The sequence below is a fragment of the Paraburkholderia kirstenboschensis genome (assembly GCF_904848585.1).
Taxonomy (GTDB): Bacteria; Pseudomonadota; Gammaproteobacteria; order Burkholderiales; family Burkholderiaceae; genus Paraburkholderia; species Paraburkholderia kirstenboschensis.
Genome location: NZ_CAJHCR010000027.1, coordinates 30,658 through 54,193, shown reverse-complemented (window position 1 = coordinate 54,193; position 23,536 = coordinate 30,658). Strand labels below are relative to the sequence as shown.

Annotated in this window: 19 protein-coding genes; 14 read left to right on the top strand and 5 right to left on the bottom strand. The window is 57.6% G+C overall.

Annotation, left to right across the window (positions count from 1 at the left end):
- The first annotated feature begins 40 nt into the window (after positions 1–40).
- Entirely contained in the window at positions 41–1,570 is a 1,530-nt protein-coding gene (locus JMY24_RS35485) for an FAD-dependent oxidoreductase (RefSeq protein ID WP_128598367.1), read from the top strand.
- 78 nt (positions 1,571–1,648) lie between these two features.
- On the opposite strand, the gene JMY24_RS35480 is transcribed toward JMY24_RS35485, so the two are convergent.
- Complete coding sequence (locus tag JMY24_RS35480; protein ID WP_128598368.1) at positions 1,649–2,389, bottom strand: SDR family NAD(P)-dependent oxidoreductase; 741 nt, start codon at positions 2,387–2,389, stop codon at positions 1,649–1,651.
- 222 nt (positions 2,390–2,611) lie between these two features.
- Here JMY24_RS35480 and JMY24_RS35475 point away from each other — a divergent pair, with 222 nt between their 5' ends.
- Together JMY24_RS35475 and JMY24_RS35470 are read left to right on the top strand one after the other, a co-directional pair.
- Positions 2,612–3,577 carry a LysR family transcriptional regulator gene (locus JMY24_RS35475; RefSeq protein WP_128598369.1) on the top strand — a complete coding sequence of 322 codons (966 nt, stop codon included), beginning with the start codon at positions 2,612–2,614 and terminating at the stop codon, positions 3,575–3,577.
- Positions 3,578–3,660: 83 nt separating this feature from the next.
- Positions 3,661–4,587 carry a LysR family transcriptional regulator gene (locus tag JMY24_RS35470; protein ID WP_128598370.1) on the top strand — a complete coding sequence of 309 codons (927 nt, stop codon included), beginning with the start codon at positions 3,661–3,663 and terminating at the stop codon, positions 4,585–4,587.
- A gap of 1 nt (position 4,588) precedes the next feature.
- Here the strand turns inward: JMY24_RS35470 and JMY24_RS35465 are convergent, their stop codons facing one another.
- Entirely contained in the window at positions 4,589–5,950 is a 1,362-nt protein-coding gene (locus tag JMY24_RS35465; RefSeq protein WP_128598371.1) for an MFS transporter, read from the bottom strand.
- Between the two features lie 290 nt (positions 5,951–6,240).
- Between JMY24_RS35465 and gtdA the strand changes: the two genes are divergently transcribed.
- The 11 genes from gtdA (at position 6,241) to JMY24_RS35410 (ending at position 16,742) form a co-directional block, all read left to right on the top strand.
- Complete coding sequence (gene gtdA, locus JMY24_RS35460) at positions 6,241–7,302, top strand: gentisate 1,2-dioxygenase (protein ID WP_128598372.1); 1,062 nt, start codon at positions 6,241–6,243, stop codon at positions 7,300–7,302.
- 35 nt (positions 7,303–7,337) lie between these two features.
- Entirely contained in the window at positions 7,338–8,042 is a 705-nt protein-coding gene (locus tag JMY24_RS35455) for a fumarylacetoacetate hydrolase family protein (RefSeq protein WP_201703863.1), read from the top strand.
- A 38-nt stretch (positions 8,043–8,080) separates the two neighbouring features.
- Positions 8,081–8,740, top strand: a complete 660-nt coding sequence (gene maiA, locus JMY24_RS35450) for a maleylacetoacetate isomerase (RefSeq protein ID WP_201703869.1) — start codon at positions 8,081–8,083, stop codon at positions 8,738–8,740.
- A 54-nt stretch (positions 8,741–8,794) separates the two neighbouring features.
- On the top strand, positions 8,795–10,027 hold the full coding sequence (locus JMY24_RS35445) for a 3-hydroxybenzoate 6-monooxygenase (protein WP_128598373.1): 1,233 nt from the start codon (positions 8,795–8,797) through the stop codon (positions 10,025–10,027).
- Between the two features lie 72 nt (positions 10,028–10,099).
- Positions 10,100–11,134 carry a Gfo/Idh/MocA family protein gene (locus JMY24_RS35440; RefSeq protein ID WP_128598374.1) on the top strand — a complete coding sequence of 345 codons (1,035 nt, stop codon included), beginning with the start codon at positions 10,100–10,102 and terminating at the stop codon, positions 11,132–11,134.
- Positions 11,135–11,202: 68 nt separating this feature from the next.
- Positions 11,203–12,051 (top strand): branched-chain amino acid ABC transporter permease, encoded by an 849-nt coding sequence (locus JMY24_RS35435; RefSeq protein ID WP_128598375.1) that lies wholly within the window; start codon positions 11,203–11,205, stop codon positions 12,049–12,051.
- 166 nt (positions 12,052–12,217) lie between these two features.
- Positions 12,218–13,264, top strand: coding sequence for a branched-chain amino acid ABC transporter permease (locus tag JMY24_RS35430; RefSeq protein WP_128598376.1), 1,047 nt, complete (start codon positions 12,218–12,220; stop codon positions 13,262–13,264).
- Entirely contained in the window at positions 13,261–13,974 is a 714-nt protein-coding gene (locus JMY24_RS35425) for an ABC transporter ATP-binding protein (protein ID WP_128598377.1), read from the top strand. The genes JMY24_RS35430 and JMY24_RS35425 overlap by 4 nt, the downstream gene beginning before the upstream one ends.
- Positions 13,971–14,669: an ABC transporter ATP-binding protein gene (locus JMY24_RS35420; protein WP_128598378.1), complete on the top strand. Its 699-nt coding sequence runs from the start codon at positions 13,971–13,973 to the stop codon at positions 14,667–14,669. Before JMY24_RS35425 ends, JMY24_RS35420 begins: the two co-directional genes overlap by 4 nt.
- 40 nt (positions 14,670–14,709) lie before the next feature.
- Positions 14,710–15,903 (top strand): ABC transporter substrate-binding protein, encoded by a 1,194-nt coding sequence (locus tag JMY24_RS35415; RefSeq protein ID WP_201703861.1) that lies wholly within the window; start codon positions 14,710–14,712, stop codon positions 15,901–15,903.
- Between the two features lie 104 nt (positions 15,904–16,007).
- Positions 16,008–16,742 carry an EthD domain-containing protein gene (locus tag JMY24_RS35410; protein ID WP_128598381.1) on the top strand — a complete coding sequence of 245 codons (735 nt, stop codon included), beginning with the start codon at positions 16,008–16,010 and terminating at the stop codon, positions 16,740–16,742.
- An 874-nt stretch (positions 16,743–17,616) separates the two neighbouring features.
- Here the strand turns inward: JMY24_RS35410 and JMY24_RS35405 are convergent.
- The 3 genes from JMY24_RS35405 to JMY24_RS35395 form a co-directional block, all read right to left on the bottom strand.
- Positions 17,617–17,814, bottom strand: a complete 198-nt coding sequence (locus tag JMY24_RS35405) for a hypothetical protein (RefSeq protein ID WP_201703859.1) — start codon at positions 17,812–17,814, stop codon at positions 17,617–17,619.
- Positions 17,815–18,051: 237 nt separating this feature from the next.
- Positions 18,052–20,547 (bottom strand): NACHT domain-containing protein, encoded by a 2,496-nt coding sequence (locus JMY24_RS35400; RefSeq protein ID WP_236597699.1) that lies wholly within the window; start codon positions 20,545–20,547, stop codon positions 18,052–18,054.
- 387 nt (positions 20,548–20,934) lie between these two features.
- Complete coding sequence (locus tag JMY24_RS35395; RefSeq protein WP_164853853.1) at positions 20,935–23,535, bottom strand: P-loop NTPase; 2,601 nt, start codon at positions 23,533–23,535, stop codon at positions 20,935–20,937.
- Position 23,536 lies beyond the last annotated feature (1 nt).

The following is a 23,536-nucleotide window of genomic DNA, read 5'->3' as shown; positions in this document are numbered from 1 at the left end:
GAAGGAGATAGCCTTGCATAGAGATTTGCACACGAATGGGATGCGTCAGGAATTCGCTGACGTAATCGTTGTTGGAGGCGGTGGCTCCGGACTCGCTGCGGCTTGCTCTGCGGCGAGTGCCGGAGCCAAAGTAATCGTTCTTGAAAAGAACCCTCATCTGGGCGGCACGACTCGACTGTCGATCGGGTCGATTACTTCCACTGGCACCCCGTTCCAGAAACGCAAGGGACTAGTGGACACGCCGGACGAGCATTTCAGCGACATGTCATTGTTCCTGCCGCCGGAACTCGAATCGAAGGAGAATCTCGAATTGCGTCGCGTTCTCGTCGACAATATCCCCGAGACCTTCAAATGGCTGCTTAGCATCGGACTCAGCTTCTACGGTCCAATGCCGGAGCCCCCGCATCAGAAGCCAAGGATGCACAATGTGTTGCCGAACTCGCGCGCATATCCCTACTACCTTTCCCGGGAATGTAAGCGTCTCGGTGTCGACGTGCGCCTAAGTGTGCGTGCGCAATCACTCGTGGTCGATGACCACAAGGTTGTCGGCATCGTGGCTAAGGATGCGTCTGGAGCAACCGAATTTATCGCGCGCGGTGGTGTCATCCTCGCCAGTGGCGACTTCAGCGCAAGCCCTGCGTTGAAGAAGGTCAATCTTCCTCATGTCTCACACGTTGACGCCATCAATCCGATGAGCACAGGCGACGGTCACGTGATGGCTGAGACAGTCGGAGCATGGATTCGAAACCCGGATGTGATGTGGGGACCGAGTATGCGGTTCAAGGCGCCGGCGAAAGACACGTTACTCAGGAGACTGCCGCCGCACCGTCTCATCACCGCGCCCATGCAGTTTGCCCTGACCAACCTGCCGTTGTCCTTGTTCCGGCCGTTCATTACCAAGTTCATGACTGCATCGCTCGCGCCTGAGCCATCCCTGCTCAGGGCAGGTGCAATTCTGGTGAACCGTCGCGGCGCCCGGTTTGCGGACGAGCTTAACAAGCCGGAGTTGCAGGTATCCAATCAGCCGAATAAAGAAGCCTTCCTCGTATTCGATGACCGGGTAGCGCAGATGTTCGAGAAGTGGCCCAATTTCGTGTCGACGGCCCCGGGGATTTCGTACGCTTATCTCGACGACTACCGACGTACACGGAAGGATCTCTACCACAAAGCTTCGACGGTAGAGAGGCTTGCAGAAGACATCGGTGTTGCGGCCGCGACCTTGCGCTCGGCCATCGACGAGCACAACGCGAAGCTCCAGCCAGGCAAGTCGACTGGTGACCAGCGGCAGCCCGTATCGAGAGGCCCCTTCTATGCGCTCGGCCCCGTGCAGAGCTGGATTGTCTTCACGGAAGGCGGTCTAGCCGTGTCCCGAGACCACGAGGTTATAAATCGCACGGGGGACCCGGTGCCTGGACTGTACGCGGCGGGTTCAGCTGGGCAAGGTGGGGTGATTCTCGCCGGACATGGTCATCACATCGGATGGGCGATGGTGTCGGGGCGCCGCGCGGGACGTTTTGCGGCTGAGCGTGCTGCGTCGACGAAGTTAGCAACGGCAGGAACGCGTGTCTGAGCAGGCAGCGGGTAGGAATCGATGACCGGCGCGAGCACGATTGATCCGCGCTCGCGCGGCGGGTATTAGCTTCGAATTCTAGATGCCGCGCCCGCCCGAAAGGTCGTAAACCGCTCCCGTTGAGAACGAACACTCTTCGGAGCAAAGCCATGTTATGAGTGCCGCAGCTTCGTCGAGCGTGCCTGCGCGGCCGAGAGGGATTCTCGACAGGGCGGCTTCGTAATACTCCTTCGTGAGCTGCCCGAGTAATTCGGTTGCAATAAGCGCAGGTGCGATGGCGTTCACCAGTACACCGGTACCCGCAAGGTCTTTGGCCATCGATTTGGTTAGTCCGACAACACCTGCCTTTGATGTGGCATACACAGCAAGGTTTTTTGGTCCTTCGTTTGCTGTCACAGAAGCAATATTGACGATGCGCCCCCAGCCATTGGCGACAAGAAGCGGCCTTGCTGCACGCGAAACAAGAAACACGGAGGTCAGGTCGATCCGTAGCGTTCGTTCCCATTCCTCTGGCGTGGTTTCCCAGAAGGGGCCGTTCGGGCCAATCAGTCCCGCACCATTCACGACGATGTCGAGACGGCCAAATTGTCCCATCGCCTCGCTTAATGCGCGGTCGATGTTTCCGGCGTCGGTGACGTCAACGCGCTGCGTCAACACATGCGCAGCGTGCAGTTGCCTGCAGCTAGCAAGACGCTCTTCGTTGATGTCCCAAACTACGACTGTTGCTCCTTCGGCCACCATGCGGTCAACGACCGCGCGGCCGATACCCGCCGCACCGCCGGTCACAAGCGCGACCCTGCCGCCAAAACGTTGTATCACAGTGATGTCTCCTTGATGCCTCCGAAGGAGGCGCTTCTAGTTTTACGAGGCGCTATCGCTGGACGATTGCCGCACCGATAGCGCCTGGTCGAAAGCGATCTTGGCTGGTGTCGATAAGGATAGACACCAGCATTAATATGCCGAAGAATTCATGCAGATAACACTGGGAATATGTCATGAGGTATGCCACCTTTGACATACCTATGTCGTGGAGACATTACTGTGGATTGGACCGACCGCCTTCGCTTGCGCAACCTGCAAATGCTTCTGAGCCTGGCGCGAACCGGCAATATGAGCCATTCTGCGGATGAGCTTCACACGACGCAGCCAGGCTTGTCGAAATGGCTCAAGGAGCTTGAGGAAGATGTCGGGTTGCCTCTATTTGAACGCCGCGCGAGAGGTATTCGTCCGACCATCTACGGAGAAGCATTGGTCGACCACGCGCGTCGAATCGTGGCCCATCTCGACAAGGCCCGCGACGACATGGCTGTAATGCGCGCGGGCGGTGCAGGCATCGTGACACTGGGTATTGCTGGCGCATCGTCCGTCGATACCGTTGTGCCGATGGCTGTCCTGCGAGTCGTCGAGAACCTCCCGACCGTCCATGTGAGTATCGAAGAAAACGCCGTCGAAACGCTCCGTGAGAAGTTGAGCTCGGGCCAGCTGGATATTGTGGTCGGCAGAACAGGCATCGATTTTCAGAATCCCGATATTCGTTCGGAAATCCTGTATGTGGAGCCGATTCACATCGTGGCTCGTATCAATCACCCTGTTTTCAAAATAAAGAAGCCGACCTGGGAGCAGATATCGGGCTACGGTTGGGCTTTGTGGGCCAAAGGGACGCCGGTGCGAACCGCGTTCGACCTGGCGATAGCAGAGTCTGGAAAGAACCTGCCCGGCAACTTCGTCGAGTCTAATTCCGCGACGCTCAATACCTCTCTGCTAACGGGAAGCAATTTGATAGGCGTTGCATCCCACCGACCGGCGCTGCGACTCAACCGGATGCAGATTCTCGGAATTATCGATTTCCCACTTTCGGTCGTTGGGTCGGTCACCATGTACTGGCGGGAGGACGCGGTTGCCCGGAGCGCCGTTAGGGCCGCCCTTGATGGTCTCCGCCAGGCTGTTGTCGGAACAGGAAAAGGCGGCGAAGCGATACACGTTCGAGATGGGGCCGTATCCACCTGAGTCCAGCCGCATTTTCAAACCGACGCAGAGTTCCTCGCCGCTAGCCACGCGAGCGATGCCTCATCGAAGTGGAGTACAGAAAAATGATTGAAATTGACGTAAAGCTGTTGAACGTATTTGCGGAGACTTACAGGACAGGCAGTGTTACTCAGGCCGCAGAGAATCTCGGTCTGTCGCAGCCCACGATCTCATTCAACCTGTCAAAGCTACGTGACCACTACAAAGACCCGCTTTTCGTCAGAACGTCGCGCGGTATGGAGGCCACGCCCTTTGCTCAGGAACTGTATGAGCAGGTCGTCGACCTCCTGGCGTCCTTCTCGAATATCGCGCGTCTGCAGACGTCGTTCGACCCAGCGGAGGCCCAGCGCATTTTCCGCATCGCCATGACCGACATCAGCCAGATAGTGCTGTTGCCTACGCTGTTAAACAAGCTACGAATCGTAGCTCCGGGAGTACAGCTGCGAATCAGTCACATCACGACTGAGACGCCGCGCTTGCTGGAAAACGGCGAAGTCGAGCTCGCCGTCGGCTTCATGCCGCAGCTCGACGCTGGCTTCTACCAGCAAAAGCTCTTCCCCCAGCGCTTTGTGGTCCTTGCGGCGTCCCGGCACGCTGGCTTCGGTGACAGCATGTCGCTCGACGCCTACCTTTCGGCTGGGCATGTCGCTGTCACGCCTTCGGGCACTGGTCATTCCATCATCGACCGTACGCTGCGCGAGCAACAACTACACAGGCATGTCGTACTCGATGTTCCGAACTATCTCGCTATCGCGGACATTGTCGCGCAGACCGATTTACTAGCAACCGTTCCGCAGAAGCTAGCAGACCTGATGAGTTCGTCGGTTGGTGCGCGGCGCTTTCCTGTGCCATTCGAAATCCCCCAATATGATGTCAAGCAGCACTGGCACGCGAGAACTCATCAGGACGCAGGGCATCGGTGGCTTCGCGCCCTTCTCGCGGAGCTGTTTCTGGAGACCGAAACGCCGACATTAGGGACGGCGTCCGGATAAATCATTCCGCGACTGCGGAGGTGAGTTTGACGCTGGTGTGAGAGCCCTGAGTGCGGCGTACCCGTTCCAGCGTGAACAAGGCGATTGCAGCCACGAGTGCAGGAATGATCAGCAATAGGATGATGCCGCGTAGTTCAAGGCCCATCCCCAACATTGCGCCACCGAGCATCGACCCCAGTACCGAGCCAACGCGACCGGCTGCGTTAGACCAGGCAACGCCTGTCGCCCGATTGCTCGTAGCGTAGTACGCGGCAGCAAGGGCGTAGCCACCAATTTGTCCGCCGCTGATGAAGAAACCCACCCCGAAAACGCTCAGCGAAATGAGAACCCTGGAATCGCCCGAGAATGCACAGAGGGCGATAAGACCAGCCGCCGCGACGTACGACCATCCAAGCACTCGCTGCGGATCGAACCTGTCCATCTTCCGCCCCAGCCAGATACCGCCAATGGTCGCTCCCACCTGGTACATCATGGTAATCAGTGACGCTTCCTTGAGAGACACACCTGCGCTCGCGAGCAGAACCGGCATCCAGCTTGTCAGCAGGTAGACGACCAGAAGACTCATGAAAAAGGTTGTCCACAGGAGCATCGTTCCGAGGAACACTCCCGGCGCAAACAGGGCTTTCACCGACGAGCGAGCAGCTTGTTCGCCAGCCGAGAGACGAGGTACGGTTTTGCCGCGGCCGACAATTCGGGATGCAATTGCCTCAACGCGCCGATAGTCCTTCTTCGCGCCGGACAGGAGGAGGAAGCGAATCGACTCAGGAAGGAACGCAAGCATAAACGGCACGACGAGCAGAGGCAGTGCCCCGCCTATGGCGAGCACGCCCTGCCAGCCAATCACGCCAACCAGTTGTGCGCTCATGAGCCCCCCGAGCGCAGCCCCAACCGTAAAGCCGCAGAACATCAGGGACACGAGGCCCGAGCGTTTCGCCGTAGGACAGTACTCGGATGTCAACGTAATTGCGTTTGGCATCGCGCCGCCGAGCCCGAGACCGGTGACGAACCGCATTGCAATGAGAATCTGCAATGTTGGCGCGCACGCAGAAACGATACTCGCCAGACCGAAGACCAGCACAGAAATTACCAGCACCTTTTTTCGGCCAATCTTGTCGGCCATCGGGCCGAAACACAGAGCCCCTACCATCAGACCAGCGAGCCCTGCGCCAAACAACGGCGCGAGAGCTGCTGCGGTGAGATGCCAGTGCGCCCGAATCGCCGGACCGATAAACCCGATGCAGGACGTATCGAGTCCATCGATGGCGACGATAAAGAAACAGAGGAGCAGGACTCTCTTCTGAAATCCTGAAACCGGACGGGAATCGATAAACTCATCGATTCTGAGTGTGCCTGCGGACCGCATATCCTGTCTCCAATGTTGTATGGCGGTGAACCAGCTTCCTGACTTTCACTCGATGATACGAACTCCGTATCGGTAGTCCATAAACGTCCGTCTATATCCTCAATCTAGAACTTAAATAATGGAGGGAGACAGACGCAGAGCGCCTTTCCGTGCGGCCGCGACATTTATTAGTCACCTAGATATCCCCTATTGAGGCGGCTTTATGGACCGTGGGCTGAACGATTCATAGACTTGGGGCCATCCAACTCGGGTCGGCGGCAAGACCGAACGACCCTAATCCGGGAGACGAAATGAATGCACCTCATGGTCCGGCGGACGAGCGTCGGCACTTCAACGAAGATATCGCGAAGCTCAATCTTTCCCCGCTGTGGGAGTCGCTGCATAACCTCGTGCCGAAGCAACCGAAGTCGCCGTGCGTTCCAGCTCTCTGGAAGTATCGGGACGTCAAGCCGAGTCTGATGCGTGCCGGCGAACTGATTACAGCGGAAGAAGCCGTGCGACGCGTGCTTGTGTTCGAGAACCCTGGCCTGCCTGGGCAGTCGTCTATCACCCACACTCTGTATGCTGGCCTGCAGCTCATCCTGCCAGGAGAAATCGCGCCGTCACATCGTCACGTTCAATCCGCTCTCCGTTTCATCGTCGACGGCAAGGGCGCATACACCACCGTCAACGGCGAGCGCACAACGATGTTCCCGGGCGACTTCATCATCACGCCGTCGTGGACCTGGCACGACCATGGTAACGAAGGCATCGAAGGCCAGGCCGAACCCGTCATCTGGCTCGACGGTCTGGACATTCCGATTCTCCGTTTCTTCGACGCCGGGTTTGCCGAGAACGATACGGAGGCCTCGCAGCGAGTGAGCCGGCCTGAAGGGACGAGCGCTGCCGAGTTCGGCTACAACATGGCGCCGGTGAAGAATGTTGGGACAATGGCCTCGTCGCCAATATTCAACTATCCGTACGAACGCAGTCGCGAAGCACTAGCGACGCTCGCAAAGACGCAGGCGCTCGATGCCTGGCAAGGCTACAAGCTCCGGTATATCAATCCGCTGACTGGTGGCGCGCCGATGCCGACGATGGCTCCTTTCCTCCAGCTGCTGCCAGCAGGATTTCCAGGCAAACCTCATCGCTCGACGGAGGGCACCGTGTACTCGGTGGTCGAAGGAAAAGGCACGGTATTCATCGGCGGCTCAGAATTCCGCTTCGAACCTCAGGACACGTTCGTCGTCCCATCCTGGCACTCCGTCCGCATCAACGCCGACACCGGTGCGGACGTCGTTCTCTTCAGCTTCTCCGACCGGCCGATGCAACAGGCCGCGTCGATGCTGCGCGAAGAGTTCCTCGATACTTGAAACCTCCCGAAATTGATTAATGAGGCAACTACTCAATGAGTCTCGCATTCGCACCGATGTCCGTAGTGACGCTGCCCGTTCAAGGCACCGACCTGCAGTTTCCCGTTCGCCGCGTCTACTGTGTTGGCCGCAACTACGCTGCCCATGCCCGGGAAATGGGCTTCGACCCGGACCGTGAACCACCGTTCTTCTTCTGCAAGCCGAACGACCCGGAATCCATCGTGCCCGTCGCGGCCAGTCAAACCATGACGCTCCCTTACCCGGCGGGTACCGAGAACTTCCACTACGAGATTGAGCTGGTGGTTGCAATCGGCAGGCGAGGTTCCTCGATTCCGGTGGAAGAAGCGTCTTCTTACATCTACGGCTATGCCGTCGGCCTCGACATGACCCGGCGCGACCTGCAGATGAAGATGCGCGAGCAGGGACGGCCATGGGAAATCGGCAAGGCATTCGATTTCTCCGCCCCAGTCGGCCCAATTCGCCCCATCGAAGATACGGGCGCGCTGAAAAATGCATCTATTTCGTTGCGCGTCGATGGGGAAACTCGGCAGTCGAGCGACATCTCCCACCTCATCTGGTCTGTGGACGAAGTCATCGCCAATCTTTCCACGCTCTTCACTCTGGAACCCGGCGACCTGATTTTCTCCGGTACGCCGGAGGGCGTTGGCCCAGTGGTGTCCGGGCAGACCATGGTTGGGGCCATTGATGGGTTTCCTGACCTGACAGTGAAGGTCGCTTGATGAACTCTACCGGTGGTGGTTCGATCGCGGCAGGCGACATCACGCTCTACAACTACTTCCGCAGTTCGGCCTCTTATCGGGTCCGGATTGCGCTTGAGTTGAAAGGTCTGAAATACGATTACGTTCCGATTCACCTCACCCGTAGCGGAGGCGAACAGTTCGCTTCGAGCTACGCCGAAGTGAACCCGGAAATGCTGGTCCCAACCTTTGTTGACGCGGGCGGTTCCGTAATCACCCAGTCGCTCGCAATCATCGAATACGTCGATGAGACGCACCCGGATCCAGCACTTCTTCCCCAAACCCCGGTGGACAGGGCCTACGTGCGCTCGATTGCCAATCTCATCGCGTGCGACATCCATCCGGTCGACAACCTGCGGGTGCTGGGATACTTGAAGAACGTTCTGAACGTAACGGACGAACAGAAAAGTGCCTGGTATCGCCATTGGGTCGAGGAGGGATTCAAAGCCCTCGAAACACATCTCGTCCGCGAAAGCCGCCTTGGCGGTCGGGCGGGGACACTCTGCTTCGGCGACAAGCCGACCCTCGCCGACCTGTGCCTCGTCCCGCAGGTCTTCAATGCCAGACGTATGCAGGTGCCTCTGGACAACTACCCGACCATCCTGCGAATGGCCGAGGCGGCCAGCGCAATACCCGCATTCGAGCGCGCATCGCCCGGCAGGCAGATTGATAGTGAATAACAGCCGGCTTGCGTCGCTCACCGGCATTGAGCAAATCCGAAGTTGGAGAGGTATATGAACAGACAGGTAACTAGCGCCGACGTAGTCGTCATAGGCGCCGGGATTGGTGGCCTTGCAGCGACGCTGTCGCTCGCTCGCCTCGGCCTCACCGTCGACGTGCTGGAACAGAGTCCTTCGATCGGTGAAATTGGCGCTGGGCTCCAATTGGGGCCGAACGCTTTCGCAGCGCTAGACGCGCTTGGTGTTGGGCAGGCCGTACGCGATCGTGCAGTCTTCACTGAACGTCTGCTGCTGATGGATGCGGTCGATTGCCATGAAGTTGCCAACTTGCCGGTCGGACCAGCGTTCCGTGAACGTTTTGGCAATCCATACGCTGTTATCCACCGCGCCGACCTCCACAATGCGCTGTACGAAGCGGCCTGCGCTCATGAGGGAGTGCGCGTTCACACCGACTCCCGCGTCTCCTCGGTCAATTTCGACGACAAGTCTGCGACCGTCGAGACCGCCAGGGGCGACGTATATACGGCAAAGGCGTTGATTGGCTGCGACGGAGTCAAATCCGTCGTGCGCGATACCATGCTCGGTGACAGCGCTCGTGTATCCGGTCATGTGGTATATCGCGCGGTCGTTCCGGTCGAGAAAATGCCGAGGGACCTGCAGATGAACGCACCGGTGGTCTGGAGCGGCCCGAACTGTCACCTGGTCCACTATCCATTGCGCAGCGGCCGCGAGTACAACCTCGTCGTGACGTTCCATAGCCGGGAAAAGGAAGTGTGGGGCGTGACGGACGGCAGTGAGGAAGAAGTGCTTTCCTACTTCAAGGGCATCCATGACCGCCCCCGCCAACTGCTCGGCTTACCAACTTCCTGGCGTCGTTGGAGCACGGCCGACCGCGACCCGGTAGACACGTGGAGCAAAGGCTGCGCCACGCTGCTCGGGGATGCGGCACATCCGATGATGCAATACCTCGCGCAAGGCGCGTGCATGGCTCTGGAAGATGCGGTAACGCTCGGCCGGGCATTCGCAGAACGTGACCACAACGTTGTCGATGCGCTCAAGTTGTATGAGCGCGCGCGAGTCACCCGCGCCGCACGCGTCGTCCTGTCTGTTCGGGAAATGGGGCGTATCTATCACGCGGCCGGCATCGAGCGGCTCGTTCGAAATAGCCTGTGGAAAAATCATACATTGGAACGTTTCTACGATGCCGTCGAGTGGCTGTATTCATGGAGCCCAGACACATGTCTCCATGATGCGCAAGAGCTCTTCGCGGCCCCCTTAGCCGCATAGGCGCTCCCGCACACAACCGTTTTTCGCGGACGCAGTGTACTTGCTACCACCCGCGTCGATTTCGGAGGCGTCATGAAGACGAGAACCCGCTTGGCGGTAATTGGCGCGGGCGTCATTGGTCGGCTTCACGTTGAAACCGCTCTTCGTGACGCGCACTGTGACGTTGTGGCCGTCTCAGACCCGTCCCCGGAATCCGAGGAATTTGCTCGCCGTCGCGGCCTCAGATGGTTCGGAAACTCCCGCCACCTGCTAGAGGAATCGCAGCTTGACGGCGTAGTCATCGCCACTCCCAATTCAAGTCACGTCGAAATAGCGCTTGACTGCATCAACCGGGAGATCCCGGTACTGGTTGAGAAGCCTATCGCGGATACCGTAAGCGACGCAGCGCGACTGGTCTCGGCTTCACGTGAACACAAGGTGCCCGTCCTCGTTGGCCACCATCGCAGACATAACGTAGTCGTGCGCCGCGCAAAGGAACTGATTAACGACGGTTGTATTGGTGAGCCAATAACAGTCAACGGTCTTTACACTTTCTTCAAACCCGACACCTACTTCGAGGCGCGGTGGCGACGCGAGAGCGGTGGCGGCCCCGTACTCATCAATCTCATCCACGAGATCGACATGCTCCGTTTTCTGCTGGGCGAGATTGAGCAAGTGCAGGCAATGACGTCCAACGCTCATCGAGGGTTCGAAGTCGAAGACACCGCCAATGTATTGCTCCGCTTCCGTGGCGGTGCCATCGGCACACTGACGGTATCGGATTGCGTCGCGTCGCCGTGGGCATGGGACCTGGCGGCGGGCGAAGCAGCTCAATTTGGCCGGACGAACGTGAACACGCATTTCCTCACGGGCTCCGAAGGTTCGATCGCGCTTCCGAGACTTGACGTCTGGAACTACAGAAGTGGCAAGGGCTGGCACGAAGAGATGACTGTGGAGCGGACCCATCTACATCACGCTGACCCGTTCGAGGAACAGATCCGGCACTTCCGCTCAGTCATAACCCGTGACGAGGTGCCGTTGTGCTCGGCAGAGGATGCGCTGAGGACACTCTCTGCCACGCACGCTGTGCACGAGGCGGCTCGGACGGGCAGCACTGTGAGCATCTAGGGACGGGCTAAGACGGCGGCTCGATCAGTCGCAAAACACTCGAAAAAATATTAGATTTGGAGATAAGCATGGCCATTCAGATTCTAAACGGACTCGTCTACGGAAGCCTGCTTTACGTGTTGTCCGTCGGACTGGTGCTGATTTTCGGCTTACGACGAGTCGTGAACTTTGCACACGGCGGCATGTTCATGATTGGCGGTTACGTTGGCTACACCGTAAGCGCCACCGCCGGCTTTGGCGCTGGCGTACTCGTTTCGGTTCTCGCGATGGCAGTCTTCGGTGTTCTCCTCGACCGGTTCGTGTTCCGTCAACTGCAAGACCACGACCCCATCGTCACCGTGCTGGTGACGTTCGGCATTCTACTGGTCCTGGAGGATGTCGCCAAAACGGTCTGGGGAAATGAGATGCTGTCTCTCCCCATGCCGCAAGCGCTGTCGGGCGTCGTGATGCTCGGGGACACAGGCTTCCCTGTCTATAGACTATTTGTTGTCGGGGTCGCTATCGTCGTCGCGCTCGGTCTAGGCCTTTGGCTACGCTGCAGCCGCGCAGGGCTGTTCGTACGTGCCGCTAGCGTCGACCCGGTCACCACGGGCATGCAAGGTGTGAATACAGAGCGTCTCAGCGCGATTGTGGTCGGCGTCGGTATCGGACTGGCGGGCCTTGCCGGCACAGTTTCGGCTCCTCTTCTCGCACTGGCTCCCAGCATAGGGGCATCGATTGTTATCGATGCTTTCATCGTGGTGGTGACCGGCGGTTTAACCAGCTTCACTGGAGCATTCATCGCAGCCATGCTCATTGGCCAGGTACACAACTGGGGAGTTGCGTTCGTCCCGGCTGCGGCGTCGCTCATCCCACTCCTCCTGATGGTTTGCGTTCTCATCTGGCGCCCGCAGGGTTTTGGAAAGAGCGCTGCATAGCTTTGGAGCAGTCATCTGAAATGCGCGGGACGGAGATCAATCGGTTCAAGACGGAACGACAGATTCAGTTTGCGGATGTGCCGGTAGCACATTTGTGCTTGCTGACAGTAAAGGAGACAACGATGCGCACCAGTACCGAACGGGCTCACCCGAGAGGAGAGCCGACATGAGTTCAAACAAGCAAAATCCTGCCGCCAATGTATCTGGAGCGACCGCGGCGGTAGTCCCAACCTCGTCACTGCCGCGTTCGGCGTCAAACCGGGTTGTCCCGTTCTCGCTTGCTATCGCTCTTGCCGTCGCCGGTGCGGCGGCCCCTTCGGTCATTCAGTCAACGCTCGTCTTTACGTTACTCACACAAGCCACAATTAGTGCAATTCTGGCAACGAGCGTCGGATTTCTCATCCGCCAGAACGGGCTGGTAAGTTTTGGCCACGCCGCGTTCTTCGGTCTCGCTGGGTACATCATTGCACTGAGCATGCGAGGCCACATCGCATCGCCCGAAGCCGCGATTGGACTCGCAGTTGTGATACCGACTCTCCTTGCCTTCGGGCTCGGCATGGTCTTCATCCGGATGGTTGGTGTCGCGTTTTCGATGCTTACGCTTGCGGTTGCTCAGGCATTCTACGAACTGTTCATGCGGTGGCGGGGCCTGGCAAACGGTGAAGATGGTCTGCGGGTGGACTGGCCTGCCTCGATTTTCGCCGTCCATACCGCAATGTTCCAGGATGCTGGAACAATGTTCATTGCCTGCTGGTTCGTCCTCGTTCTGGTGGTGTTCGGCCTATATGTTCTTGCGTCCGGCCACTTTGGGACACTCACACTCGCCATTCGCGAGAACGAAGAGCGTGTGCGCTTCATTGGCTACGCGACCGTCGTTCCGCGTGCCATCGTATATGCGATTTCGGCTTTCATTGCGTCCTTGGCCGGCGTCCTCTTTACCTTGTACAACGGGTTCGTCACACCTGACATCCTGAGCTGGAGCCTGTCGGGTGAGGTCATGATTATGGCCATCATTGGCGGCACCCGCAGCGTTTGGGGGCCAGCCCTTGGAGCGGTGTTTTTCTTCTTCCTCAAGAGTTTCATTGGTGACGTCACTGATCATTGGCAGGCTTTGGTGGGTGGCATGCTCATCGTGGTCGTTCTCGTCGTTCCACAAGGCATCAGTGGACTTCTGAAACTCGCCCGAGGAAAGTCTGGAGGGCATGCATCATGACAAGCGTCGAAAACAGCATTCTCAAGGGCGTCAGTCTGACGCGACGTTACGGCGGCTTTGCGGCGCTCGATAACGTCAGCATATCGCTAAAGCCGGGCGAGGTTCGCGGGTTAATCGGCTCAAACGGGGCGGGTAAATCCACCCTCATGGATGCACTTTCTGGCCGCGGTCTCACATCGGGCTCGGTTCATCTCGACGGCGTGGACGTGACAACGATGAGTCCGCGCGAGCGTCGGCGTGCAGGACTGGCGCGCTCCTTCCAGAAGACGAGTATCTTTCCCGACCTTTCCGTCGAAAAGCAAATCCGGTTGTCGGCCCGAGGTGCGGAGCAAGACAACGCCGACGAGGTGATGGAAGAACTGTCGCTGACAAGGCTTGCCAAGCGCCGCGCGCACGACATCTCCTATGGCGAACAGCGGCGGCTTGATTTGGCCTTGGCCCTTGCGGGACGACCAAAGGTCTTGCTGCTCGATGAACCGGCCGCTGGTTTAACAGTTGACGAATCGCTCAAGCTCGCTTCCCTGCTGAGGGATCTGGCGAAACGCTGGGGAGTGACTGTCCTCATCGTCGAGCACGACATGGAGGTGATTTTCTCTATCTGCAGCCATCTCACCGTCCTTCATCTCGGCAAGATTCTTGCCGAAGGTTCGCCGGCTGAAGTCAGGGCGATGCCTCAGGTCATCACCGCTTATCTTGGGAGCACGGCGTGAGCCCACTTCTCTCGTTGGAAAAAGTAAATTCCGGATATGGTCGCGCGCAAGTGTTGCACGACTTCAGCCTTGAGATTGGCCGCCAGGAACGCGTGGCGATTCTCGGTCGCAATGGCGTCGGAAAGACAACCGTCGTCAATACGTGCCTCGGCCTCGCGAACCTGCATAGCGGCTCCGTCCAGATGGGTGGCAAGCAGTTCCGGAAGCTACGAAGCTTCAGCGCCGCCTGGTCGGGGGTCGCGGTGGTGCCCCAAGGCCGTCGGATTGTGCCGACGCTTAGCGTCCGCGAGAATCTGCTGCTGGGTGCCGCAGTAAAGCGACCAGGGCCATGGAATGTCGAGTCAATATTCAATCTCTTCCCGATTCTGCGTGAACGGGCCGAGACGCCCGGTACCGCGATGAGCGGTGGGCAGCAGCAGATGCTCGCTATCGGCCGCGCCTTGATGACCAATCCCGACCTGTTGATTCTTGATGAGCCGAGCGAAGGTCTCGCCCCGGTCGTCGTCGACGCGCTGGGAGTAACGCTTCGAAAGCTTGCAGACCAGGGCACTAGCATTCTCCTCATCGAGCAGAATATTCGGCTCGTCTGCGCCGCCACTGACCACTATCACGTTCTTTCGAAAGGGACCATTACTGACTCTGGCTCAATGAAGGGAATCACCTTTGAGTCGCTTCATAAGCACATCATGGTTTAGTAAAACCAACTGAATCACTTTTCCACATTGGAGACAAACAATGAAATTGTTCAAAGCTACCCTTTTTGCGCTGTCGGTCGCGATTGCTGCAGGTAGTGGCGCGGCCTTGGCGGATCAGGAGCCAGTCAAGATTGGGGTGCCGACTGCACTGACCGGTTCGCTCGCTGACCTGGGCGACCAGGTGAAGCGCGCGGTGACGTTCGCAGTTGATGAAGCGAACGCCGCTGGTGGCGTCGACGGACGCAAAGTTGAGGCTCGCTTCATGGATGACCAGGGCCGAGCGGACGCAGCGCGTCAGCAAGGGGAGAAGCTTGCGCTCGATGGGTACCGCCTGCTTACGGGCACTATTCAGTCTGGGGAGGGTCTCGCCATGGCACCTATGCTGCAACGCTGGGACGCATTGTACGTGGCAACCATCAACAAGGCGAACGAGGTCACCGGAGTGTCCTGCAACCCGAGAATGTTTCGCGTGAACAGGCCCGACAATGCCGATACCACCGTCGTTAAGCCATGGTTGGCAACGCGCAAAGAGGACAAGTGGGCAATCATTGGAACCGATAGCACTTGGGGACACAACGCCGGAACCAGCTTCGGGGATGCGGCAAAACAGCTGAAACACCAGATTGTTTCAGAGGCATATGCGCCGGTGGGCACAAACGACTTTGCGCCCTATATTCAGGCGATTGCAAACGCAGGCGCGCAAGGCGTGTGGGTAGCTCTGTCCGGACGTGACGCGGTGAACTTCGTCAACCAGGCCACGCAGTTTCGGCTTTTCAGCAAGGTTGTCGTCGCGGGGGTCACATATGCAAGCGATAACATGGTCAAAGCGAGCGGGGATAATCTGAAGGGCGCGTGGACTGTCATCAACTACAGTTCGACCCTGGATACGCCCGCGAACAGGAAATTTGTCGCTGACTGGGCCAAGAAATACCCAGGAACCTGGCCCACCAACTTCGAAGGCGAGACATACATCGGGATGCAGGTCCTGTTTCAGGCGATCGCCAAAGCTCACAGCGTCAAGGCCGCTGACGTGGCCGGGGCACTTTCTGGCGGGACCTTTAATACAATTTACGGTACGCAACGGATGCGTTCCGAGGACCATCAGCTCGTCGCACCGAACTTCTTCGGCGTTGTTGAGCAGGTTGACGGCAAGTTGCGGCCAGTCATCAAAATGACAGTCCCGCCGGATGTCGCAACGCCCTCGCCTACCGGTTCCTGCAAGCTTCGCAGTTGAATCACGCACGTAGTACTTCGCCCGCATAATTTCCTCGACCGCGTGGCCACGTCCTCCTCGGCCCGAACGTTCAATCGCGGTCGCTTCCTCAATCGGAGGTACACATGGACGCAATCCAGAAGTTTTCATTGCTCAAGCGCCGCAGCGACCTGACCCGCGAACAGTTCAACGAACACTGGCACACCGTGCATGGCCCGCTGCTAGCTTCGATAGCGTCGTATTGGGCGAACAATGAAAGCTATGTGCAAAGCTATGTTCTGCCGATGCCCGCAGGCATCGGGACCGAGGCGGAATTTGATGGTATTGCGCAGACAATGCAACGTCTGCGCCAGGATATGACTATAGACTTCTTCGACGAACCAGAGTATCTGGCGCTCGTTCGTCCGGATGAACAGGAGTTTCTGTCGCTCGCCGATTGCACGGCCATCTTCGCCCGCCAGAAAGTCGTCAAGGATGGTCCACGCGCTGGGGTGAAATTCATGTCTTTCCTGCGGCCAGCATCGGGGTTCACGCATGAGTCATTTCTTGAATACTGGCGGAATAATCATGCTCCGCTCGTCGAAGATACCAAGCCGTTCTGGAATCGGATCCGGCGGTATGTCCAGAATCATGGCATGCCCGAGCGTTACCGCAGCCTGAGTCCCGAAGGAAGGATCGCACCGTACTCTGGCGTTGCTGAAATCTGGTTCGACTCAATGGAAGACCTGGAAGCTGCGTTCAATGATTCCCAGTACCTTGCCCGAGTCCGGCCTGATGAAGGTGTGTTCATCGCGAAGCCGACGACTCGTTTCATCATCCGTGAGCGGAAGGTTATCTGGTCGGACAGCGCAACCTTGTAGAGACGCGCGCCGGCAACGCGATGGCGACAAAGCTCGAGACGCCCCGTGACTGCGATATCTGAGCAAGCGTCCGCTCATTGGCAGTAGCGCCGCTCGACTCATGCCGAATCGGGGTCATTCTTGCTTGATCCGTTGGGCGTCGCACCACCCATCTCTCCTTTGGGTCCTCGTATCCAATCCGTGAGGTCTGTTACAGACAGGTGAGTGAACCGCTCTATTATGATAAGTTTTCTTCTCTCAATAGCAGCATTTCGTGGCATAACTTGGGCGAAGCGATCTACGCCAGAGAACTGCTGACGCGGCCGCGCCGATACCGATCAGTCATTCTTGCACCGCGCCCCAGTGACACAACGTCATTAATATGTACTCCATATCTATCGACGCTTAATGGTCGACGATGGTCTGCTCTTCACCCTGCGGGATTTCCTGTCTCCGTTCCTCTTGGTCACTAGCGACGATCCCTGTCAAACGACGCGATCCGCCGTGTTGAGCTGAACGGCCTAATCGCCAGCGATGGCAACGCACGCGAAGTTTCCAGAACGCACACCGCCTCACGCTTGACCGGCCGGCATCGGGTCTGCGCTCATGTGAGCATTCCGCGGCTTCGCCCGCTCGAGCATCACTTTTCGACGGCTTTCGCTCGCGGCAATGCGTTCATCGAGCTCCCGTTCAAGATCACCGTCTGCCGTGTCAGAATTCCACTGTGCTACGCCATGCTTCCTTCGTGTCAAGCGCGCCAGTAGTCGAATTGCTGTACAAGGCCAAACCAAACCGGGTTCATCTCGTCACTCTCCGCCGGGTGCGCGGCCTTCCTTTCCCCGGTCCGCGTCTACGGCACGGTGAACATCTTGCGCGCTGTTATTCGCAATGGGGCCTAACGCCAGACCGACATTCTTCCCGTTTGTCGCAGAATTATATGGGCAGCGGCCAGCCGGTCGATCGACATACCCGGCCACTTCCCGGAAAAGCTCACCGTTCGCTCGACGGTGAACGCCCCTTCCCCCGTTTTTTGTCCACGCCCGACATTTAGGAACACCAACAGCAGATTCGGCGCCAGCAGAATCGTTGCCATGGCTAGCGGCAATTGTGAACGCCAACAGCAACTCCGGTTCACGGGTTGGAGGCCGTGCTGGTTCGACGCCTTGACGCTTTCAAGAGCAGAAAACAGCGCGACTGCGGCCACACCCAGCGTCAACTTCGATTTACCACGGCGTCTTCCTGCTGGTTTATATCGGTTCAATCGCTACAGCCCCAGTCGGCAGCCGTGAACGAATTGTGTCGACAGGCGTTCGCGCGCCGCGGCAAGTCGCTATGATGCGGCACTCGGGATGTCTGCGCCCTCGGCGAGGTCAAGGAGCTCATCGTCGGCTATGCTGTAATGTCGACGTGTCCGGTCATCGACCTTCACTACGTTAAAACGGTCGCCAGGGCTTCGTACAATCTTTTCGACCAGTTCACGTCTCGCCTTACCTTTGACGGCTTCAATGGCTTTGACAGCTGGCAGGACCAACTTAACGGGTCCTTTCTGCCCAGATTGCGGCAGCTCGATAATCGAGTACGGGGTCAGCAGGGCTTTTAACTCCGAATCCTCGGGCTCTGCAAGGTACTCTAACGTCACTTTATCGTAAAGGAGCTGGCATGCCTTTTTGACATCGAGCTCAATCACAATCCCGTCGGTAATGTTCCTGATCTTTCGCATGCAACTGCTGAGCATTTCTTCCAGCACACCAAATTTCTGGCTGGCGACCGTCAGCGATTTGTCGACGTCATCGGGCTCCCGGACCCGTTGAGCGATGCGCAAAAGAAGTGCGGCAACAAATGCTTTCATGGCGGTTTGTGACCCTTTATACGCCATGCGCAATAGACTCAGGGCAGCGAGGGGAGCCGTATCCTTGTCACGGGTAATGACGGCATGACTCAAGATACCGATTGTCTCGACCTCTGACAGCGGCCAGTCGGCGTGATGGTCGTGTGCGATGCCCAGCACGGCGATATGTGCAGGGGAACACGCGTCTGACTTCGCGGCGCCTGCAATGGTTTTGACGAGTGCAACATCTGACTGGAAGTACCTGAGATATTCGATGGTCAGTGGACCCTCGCACGCAGTGAGCGTCTCAAACCAGGTTGTGAGATGCGTCTGGTCTGGGGCCTCGTCCAGAAAGCTTCGGATGTCCGGCGTAATAGCCGCGCTCATGGTGACATGCTGATCTGGCGTCAGCCGGACGGTGCGAAGATGATCGGCAACCAGGAATTCCTGAAACGAGCGATGCGCGAAGTACAGGACGCCAGCTTCCTTTTCTTCGGTCAGACTCGAAACGATGTACTCATTCAGCTTTGAGGCGCCGTCGGCCGCATCGCCATCGGGCAGGCGTTCAACGAGCTGAGGGGGTATCTCGTCACGATTGAAGTATCCCTGACCTTCGCTCGATTTCGTCCAGGACCACCATGCGAGTTTTTGCTGGAATAAGAATCGGGGTTCAAACGGTATGATCGCTCGCGCGCGCTTTTCCTCCATATCGCGATCAATGACTGCGCGGATGAAGGTGTCGTACAAGGTGTACTTGGTGAATCCATCTAGCGTAAAGCCGGGGTTGAAGGCCAGATCCGCGACGATCCTCGCCTGTACCGGTCGGCTCAGCAGATCGGGGTTGACCTTCGAAATGATCTCTCTAACGCGCGCGTCAACAAATGCGTCGACGGACATGCGGGAGACAGTATTCATGCCTCGCGTGCTTATCAGATGACCGAGATAGGCTCGAAGAAACGAATCGACTTCCTCAGCATTGAAAAAAGCAATCTCTTCTTCGCGCCACGTTCCGAAGTGCGGATCCTGGATCATCTGCGTACCAACACGTCTTAATCCCCGGAGCACATGTGTCCGGGCTTCGGTTGGCAGTGCATTGGGTCGCCCCAGTAACAGCACTTTTGCTTTCGGCCCAAGCAGTCGATTGAACTCCCGGAACGTCGCGCGGAAATCAGCGAGCGACATCGCATGTTTCATCTCATCAAACCCGTCCAAGACGACGAGCAGACGGCCTGCGGCATTCAGGTGCATCAACGTTTGGAACCGGAAATCGGTCGCGGGATGACGTGCCGTGAACTCTTTTCCAAAGAGCGCTTCAAGTTGCGTCTCGTGCACAACCTGGCCTAGCCGGATCAGGATGGGTATGCGTTCCGTCGGATCGTTGCGGTGTCTTTCGGCTTGTTGCGAAACGACGCGAAGCGCGAGACTTGTCTTCCCCTTTCCGTAGCCGCCCAGAATAGCCATGGGAGTCGGGTCGTCAGAGCGCATCCACTGCGCGATCACATCGAGTGCGGGCTGCGTATGCCGCTCAAAGCGGGCGTCAACGTAGTAGCGGTCAAGATGGTTGTCCTTGAACATCGCGGCAAGTTCCGCCACATACTCGTTCAACCCTATCAGGCTGTCCTCAAGCTGCTCGTAAGTCTGAAAGCGCAATGCCGCCGTTCCGTTGACAAATTCGCGAGCCATCGCGTTGATGTCTTTGCGGGCTACGATGATCAGCATGTCCAGCTTTTGCGTGTCCACCAGTTGCTGATGCTCCGCCCAAATCTCGGTGCGAATCCGGTCTTTGGTTAGGGGCGCCGCTTCGTTCTTGCATTCGACGCCGACCCTGATGCGCCTGCCGAAGTCTGAAGTCGTGTAGACGATATCTACTTTTTTTGCACCGATCAGCACCTCTGTCGCCACATCGGAATATTTCGTTCGCAGGAGTGCAGCGACGGCGTCCCGAAAACCGTCGCCTACCTCGGTCGTGCTGGTGGAATTGGTCGATCTTTTGCGCATCACAGCATCTGCCTTTTGTTCTATCTGCGAAATCGCTGCATCACCGGCGACATCCGGCCCCGTCCAAGTATGTTGTCAGCTACATGTCAGGAATAGTCGCATTGTGGCCGCGCGGATTAGTGCTTTCAGAACACTCTCCCAAATTCCGTCCGCCCCCAACTACTACGGACTTCAACAGCTCCAGGCCCGCGTCGAGCTGGTCGATGGGAGACTGCGTAGCTGCTTTCGAAACCGATACGTCCATACATTCGCCGGATCTTTGCCCACGTCGCGCCAAGCAGCCGCGTTGCGGCGCTGTGGTATCGACGACAACCTCAATCGCCGTCAGTGCTCAAACTCTCAGTGTCACCTCAGCCGTCTCCGACCTTATTGCGGAAAACACCTCTCTCAGTTGGCTTCTGCTCGTTTTCGAACATACTTCATCCCGAGCCCTGCCTTGTAAAGCTGCCGCGCTCGCAGTTCCCCTGGATACCCGATGCGGGATTCGAACATACCGATTTTCTGCATGCTGCTGATCGCCAATCTGACCAAGTCCTCTTTGATCTTTGTTTTCCCGGAAAGCACGGAGATCATCTGTTCAACCGAAAAAGGCGTTGCCAGTCCATTGAACGCACTAATTAGGCGATCGACGGCAGCCTTATTGTTGTCGATACCGGACTCAAGATTGAGGAATGAATACAGTTCTGTGCGAACGTCGTCGATAAACGACCGTGAAGCATGGTCGTACGCCTGCAGCACCGAGAGGCTTGACAAACGACCGTCGACAATATTTCCACTCGAACTTTCTGCACAATCCTTAGCCAGCGTCCGCAAAAAACCGTCAAATAGGCGCGGGTAAAACGCCGAATCATTTCCCGCATCGCCGCCCGCATCGGAGAAATACGTCGCAAAAAAGGTCGTCGCCTTGAGCCGATTCCTCTCTAGTCCCCAAGGGAATATCTCCAGCAATAGCTCCTCAGACTGCTCGTCGGGCAGTGCGCCACGCGAGATGGGTTCCTCCCGTTCGTCGATGCGATTGCAGACGTCAGAAAAATTTGTTCTAAACCAGTCAAGACTCGCAATTCTGGCTAGAGCGAAGTTCAAGATGGTTGTCTTGTTCCAATGCAGGTAGATCGCAAGACCTTCGATTTGCTGTTCGACATTCTGGGTGGCCCCGGTGGCAAGGTCCGTACGTAACAACAGTCGGATCGTCATCGCGCTGGCGAGCGTCCGGTCGTACTGAACAACGGCCAAAAACCTAAAAAGAGACTCGACGAAAGCACGAAGAGACGCCGCAGGGACAGCCGTTTCAACTCCGTCGATCACAAAGACACGTTTCCGTTGGGCAACTCCGGATAGCAACGATCGAGGATCTGAGGGAACCAGTGAATGTTTTCCGACGGCAGCCAAGCCCACCTGTTGTCTGATTGCCGTTTCTAGCGCATCCCCGTGCCGCGTCGATTCAACTGACAACGCCGCTCTTAAAAGAAGCCACCAAAATGCCTGAAAATTCCCGTCGCAGGCGGAGAGCGCATATTCAAAGGCCGCTCCCCCACTCGGCAGGCCACCTTCGCGAGCGTCATTTGCGACGAGCAACGGCTCCGCAAGCTGCTGGCGCACAAGCTCTGTAAGGAGCCGTGTCTTGCCAGTTCCTTTACGACCGAAAATGTAGGTGTAGGCACTTTCCGCCGAGAAGACCTTTGCAAGGCCCGGCGTAAGGATGAACTGCCCCTCGTCGGATGACCCACTGCTCGTAAGAATTTTGCTGCGCACTTCACCTCGCGGGCGCCCGCTAAAGCCAAGAATCGATCGCAAGTCAGCGATGGTTTCCCGATTGTCACCCGAAATATTCGTCGGTGTTACAGTCGCTCCGTTCAACAGGCTCTGATCGTGTCGCCAGAAAAGCCAATATGGCTCCAAATCTGGCTCGAGGTCAGCGTCAACCTGCATCGCGTCGCCGATCTTTGACAAGAGACCTTCGATGAAGCGGGCGTGCTGGTGACGCACTTCGTGTGCTGACATCTTCGGGTCTAGCGAGAAGCTAACGAAAGCTCCGGGGGAAACCGGGTCGTGCGACAACAACTCGTCAAGCAACCGCGAGTCCTGAATGTGCTGCGCCATTCCGTCCGGTCTAACGAAGATCACGGCCGGGCCAGGCCATGCTTCCATGATCGGTAGAACTGATGGGGCTAACCCGGTCCGATGGTCAAACAAAACCACGTCGTAAGCATGCTGATCTGAGCCGTTCGATGCCTCAACCTGTTGTCGCATCCTCCCGACCGCTCCGCGGAGTACCTCGGCATCCAATGAGGCATTCATGAGGAAAGCGGCAAAATCCATGTCGAAACGGGCATTAACAGGCCGCGCGGGCACTAGATCGACAACCCCTTGCATCGAAGTTCCAACGTAAGCCCTAGCGAGAGGAGCGAGTCTAGCGGTCGGGTTTGCCATACCCATTAGCGACGACGCTTCATCCGCCGCAGATACCCCTAGCATTGAGTCCAACGACGGTGCCTCAATGTCGGCATCGACGGCAAGCACCGTAAATCCGGAGTCGGCCAGTGTCTTCGCGAACGCCATCAAAACCGTCGAACGGCCTTGGCCGCCTTTATAGCCGTAGAAGTGAATGGCTTTCGGCTTCTTGGGGAGCACCACCGACTGTGCCTCTTCTGCCTCAATTGCCGCATCACTTACTTCGTTGACTGTCTGCTTCACCGGTAACGGACTAAAGGCGCTGAGCCAACTAGTGCCAGCTGAAGCACCGTCGAGAAAACCAAAGTCCTGCGCGCGTTCTTCCTCAGTTAGTAGCGCAATTTCGACGAGCGGGTTGGTCGGGCCCACGGCGGGCAGTTCCACCTCTCTTCGGAGCATTTCAGTCCGTAACTCTTGCGGTACCCCCACGAAGGTATCCGATATGCATAAAACATACAGCGTCGGATGCGCGTAGTGGATCTCAACGCGAACCGTCGAAGCGTTAGATAGCGCCTTAATGTACTCGGAGATGGTCATG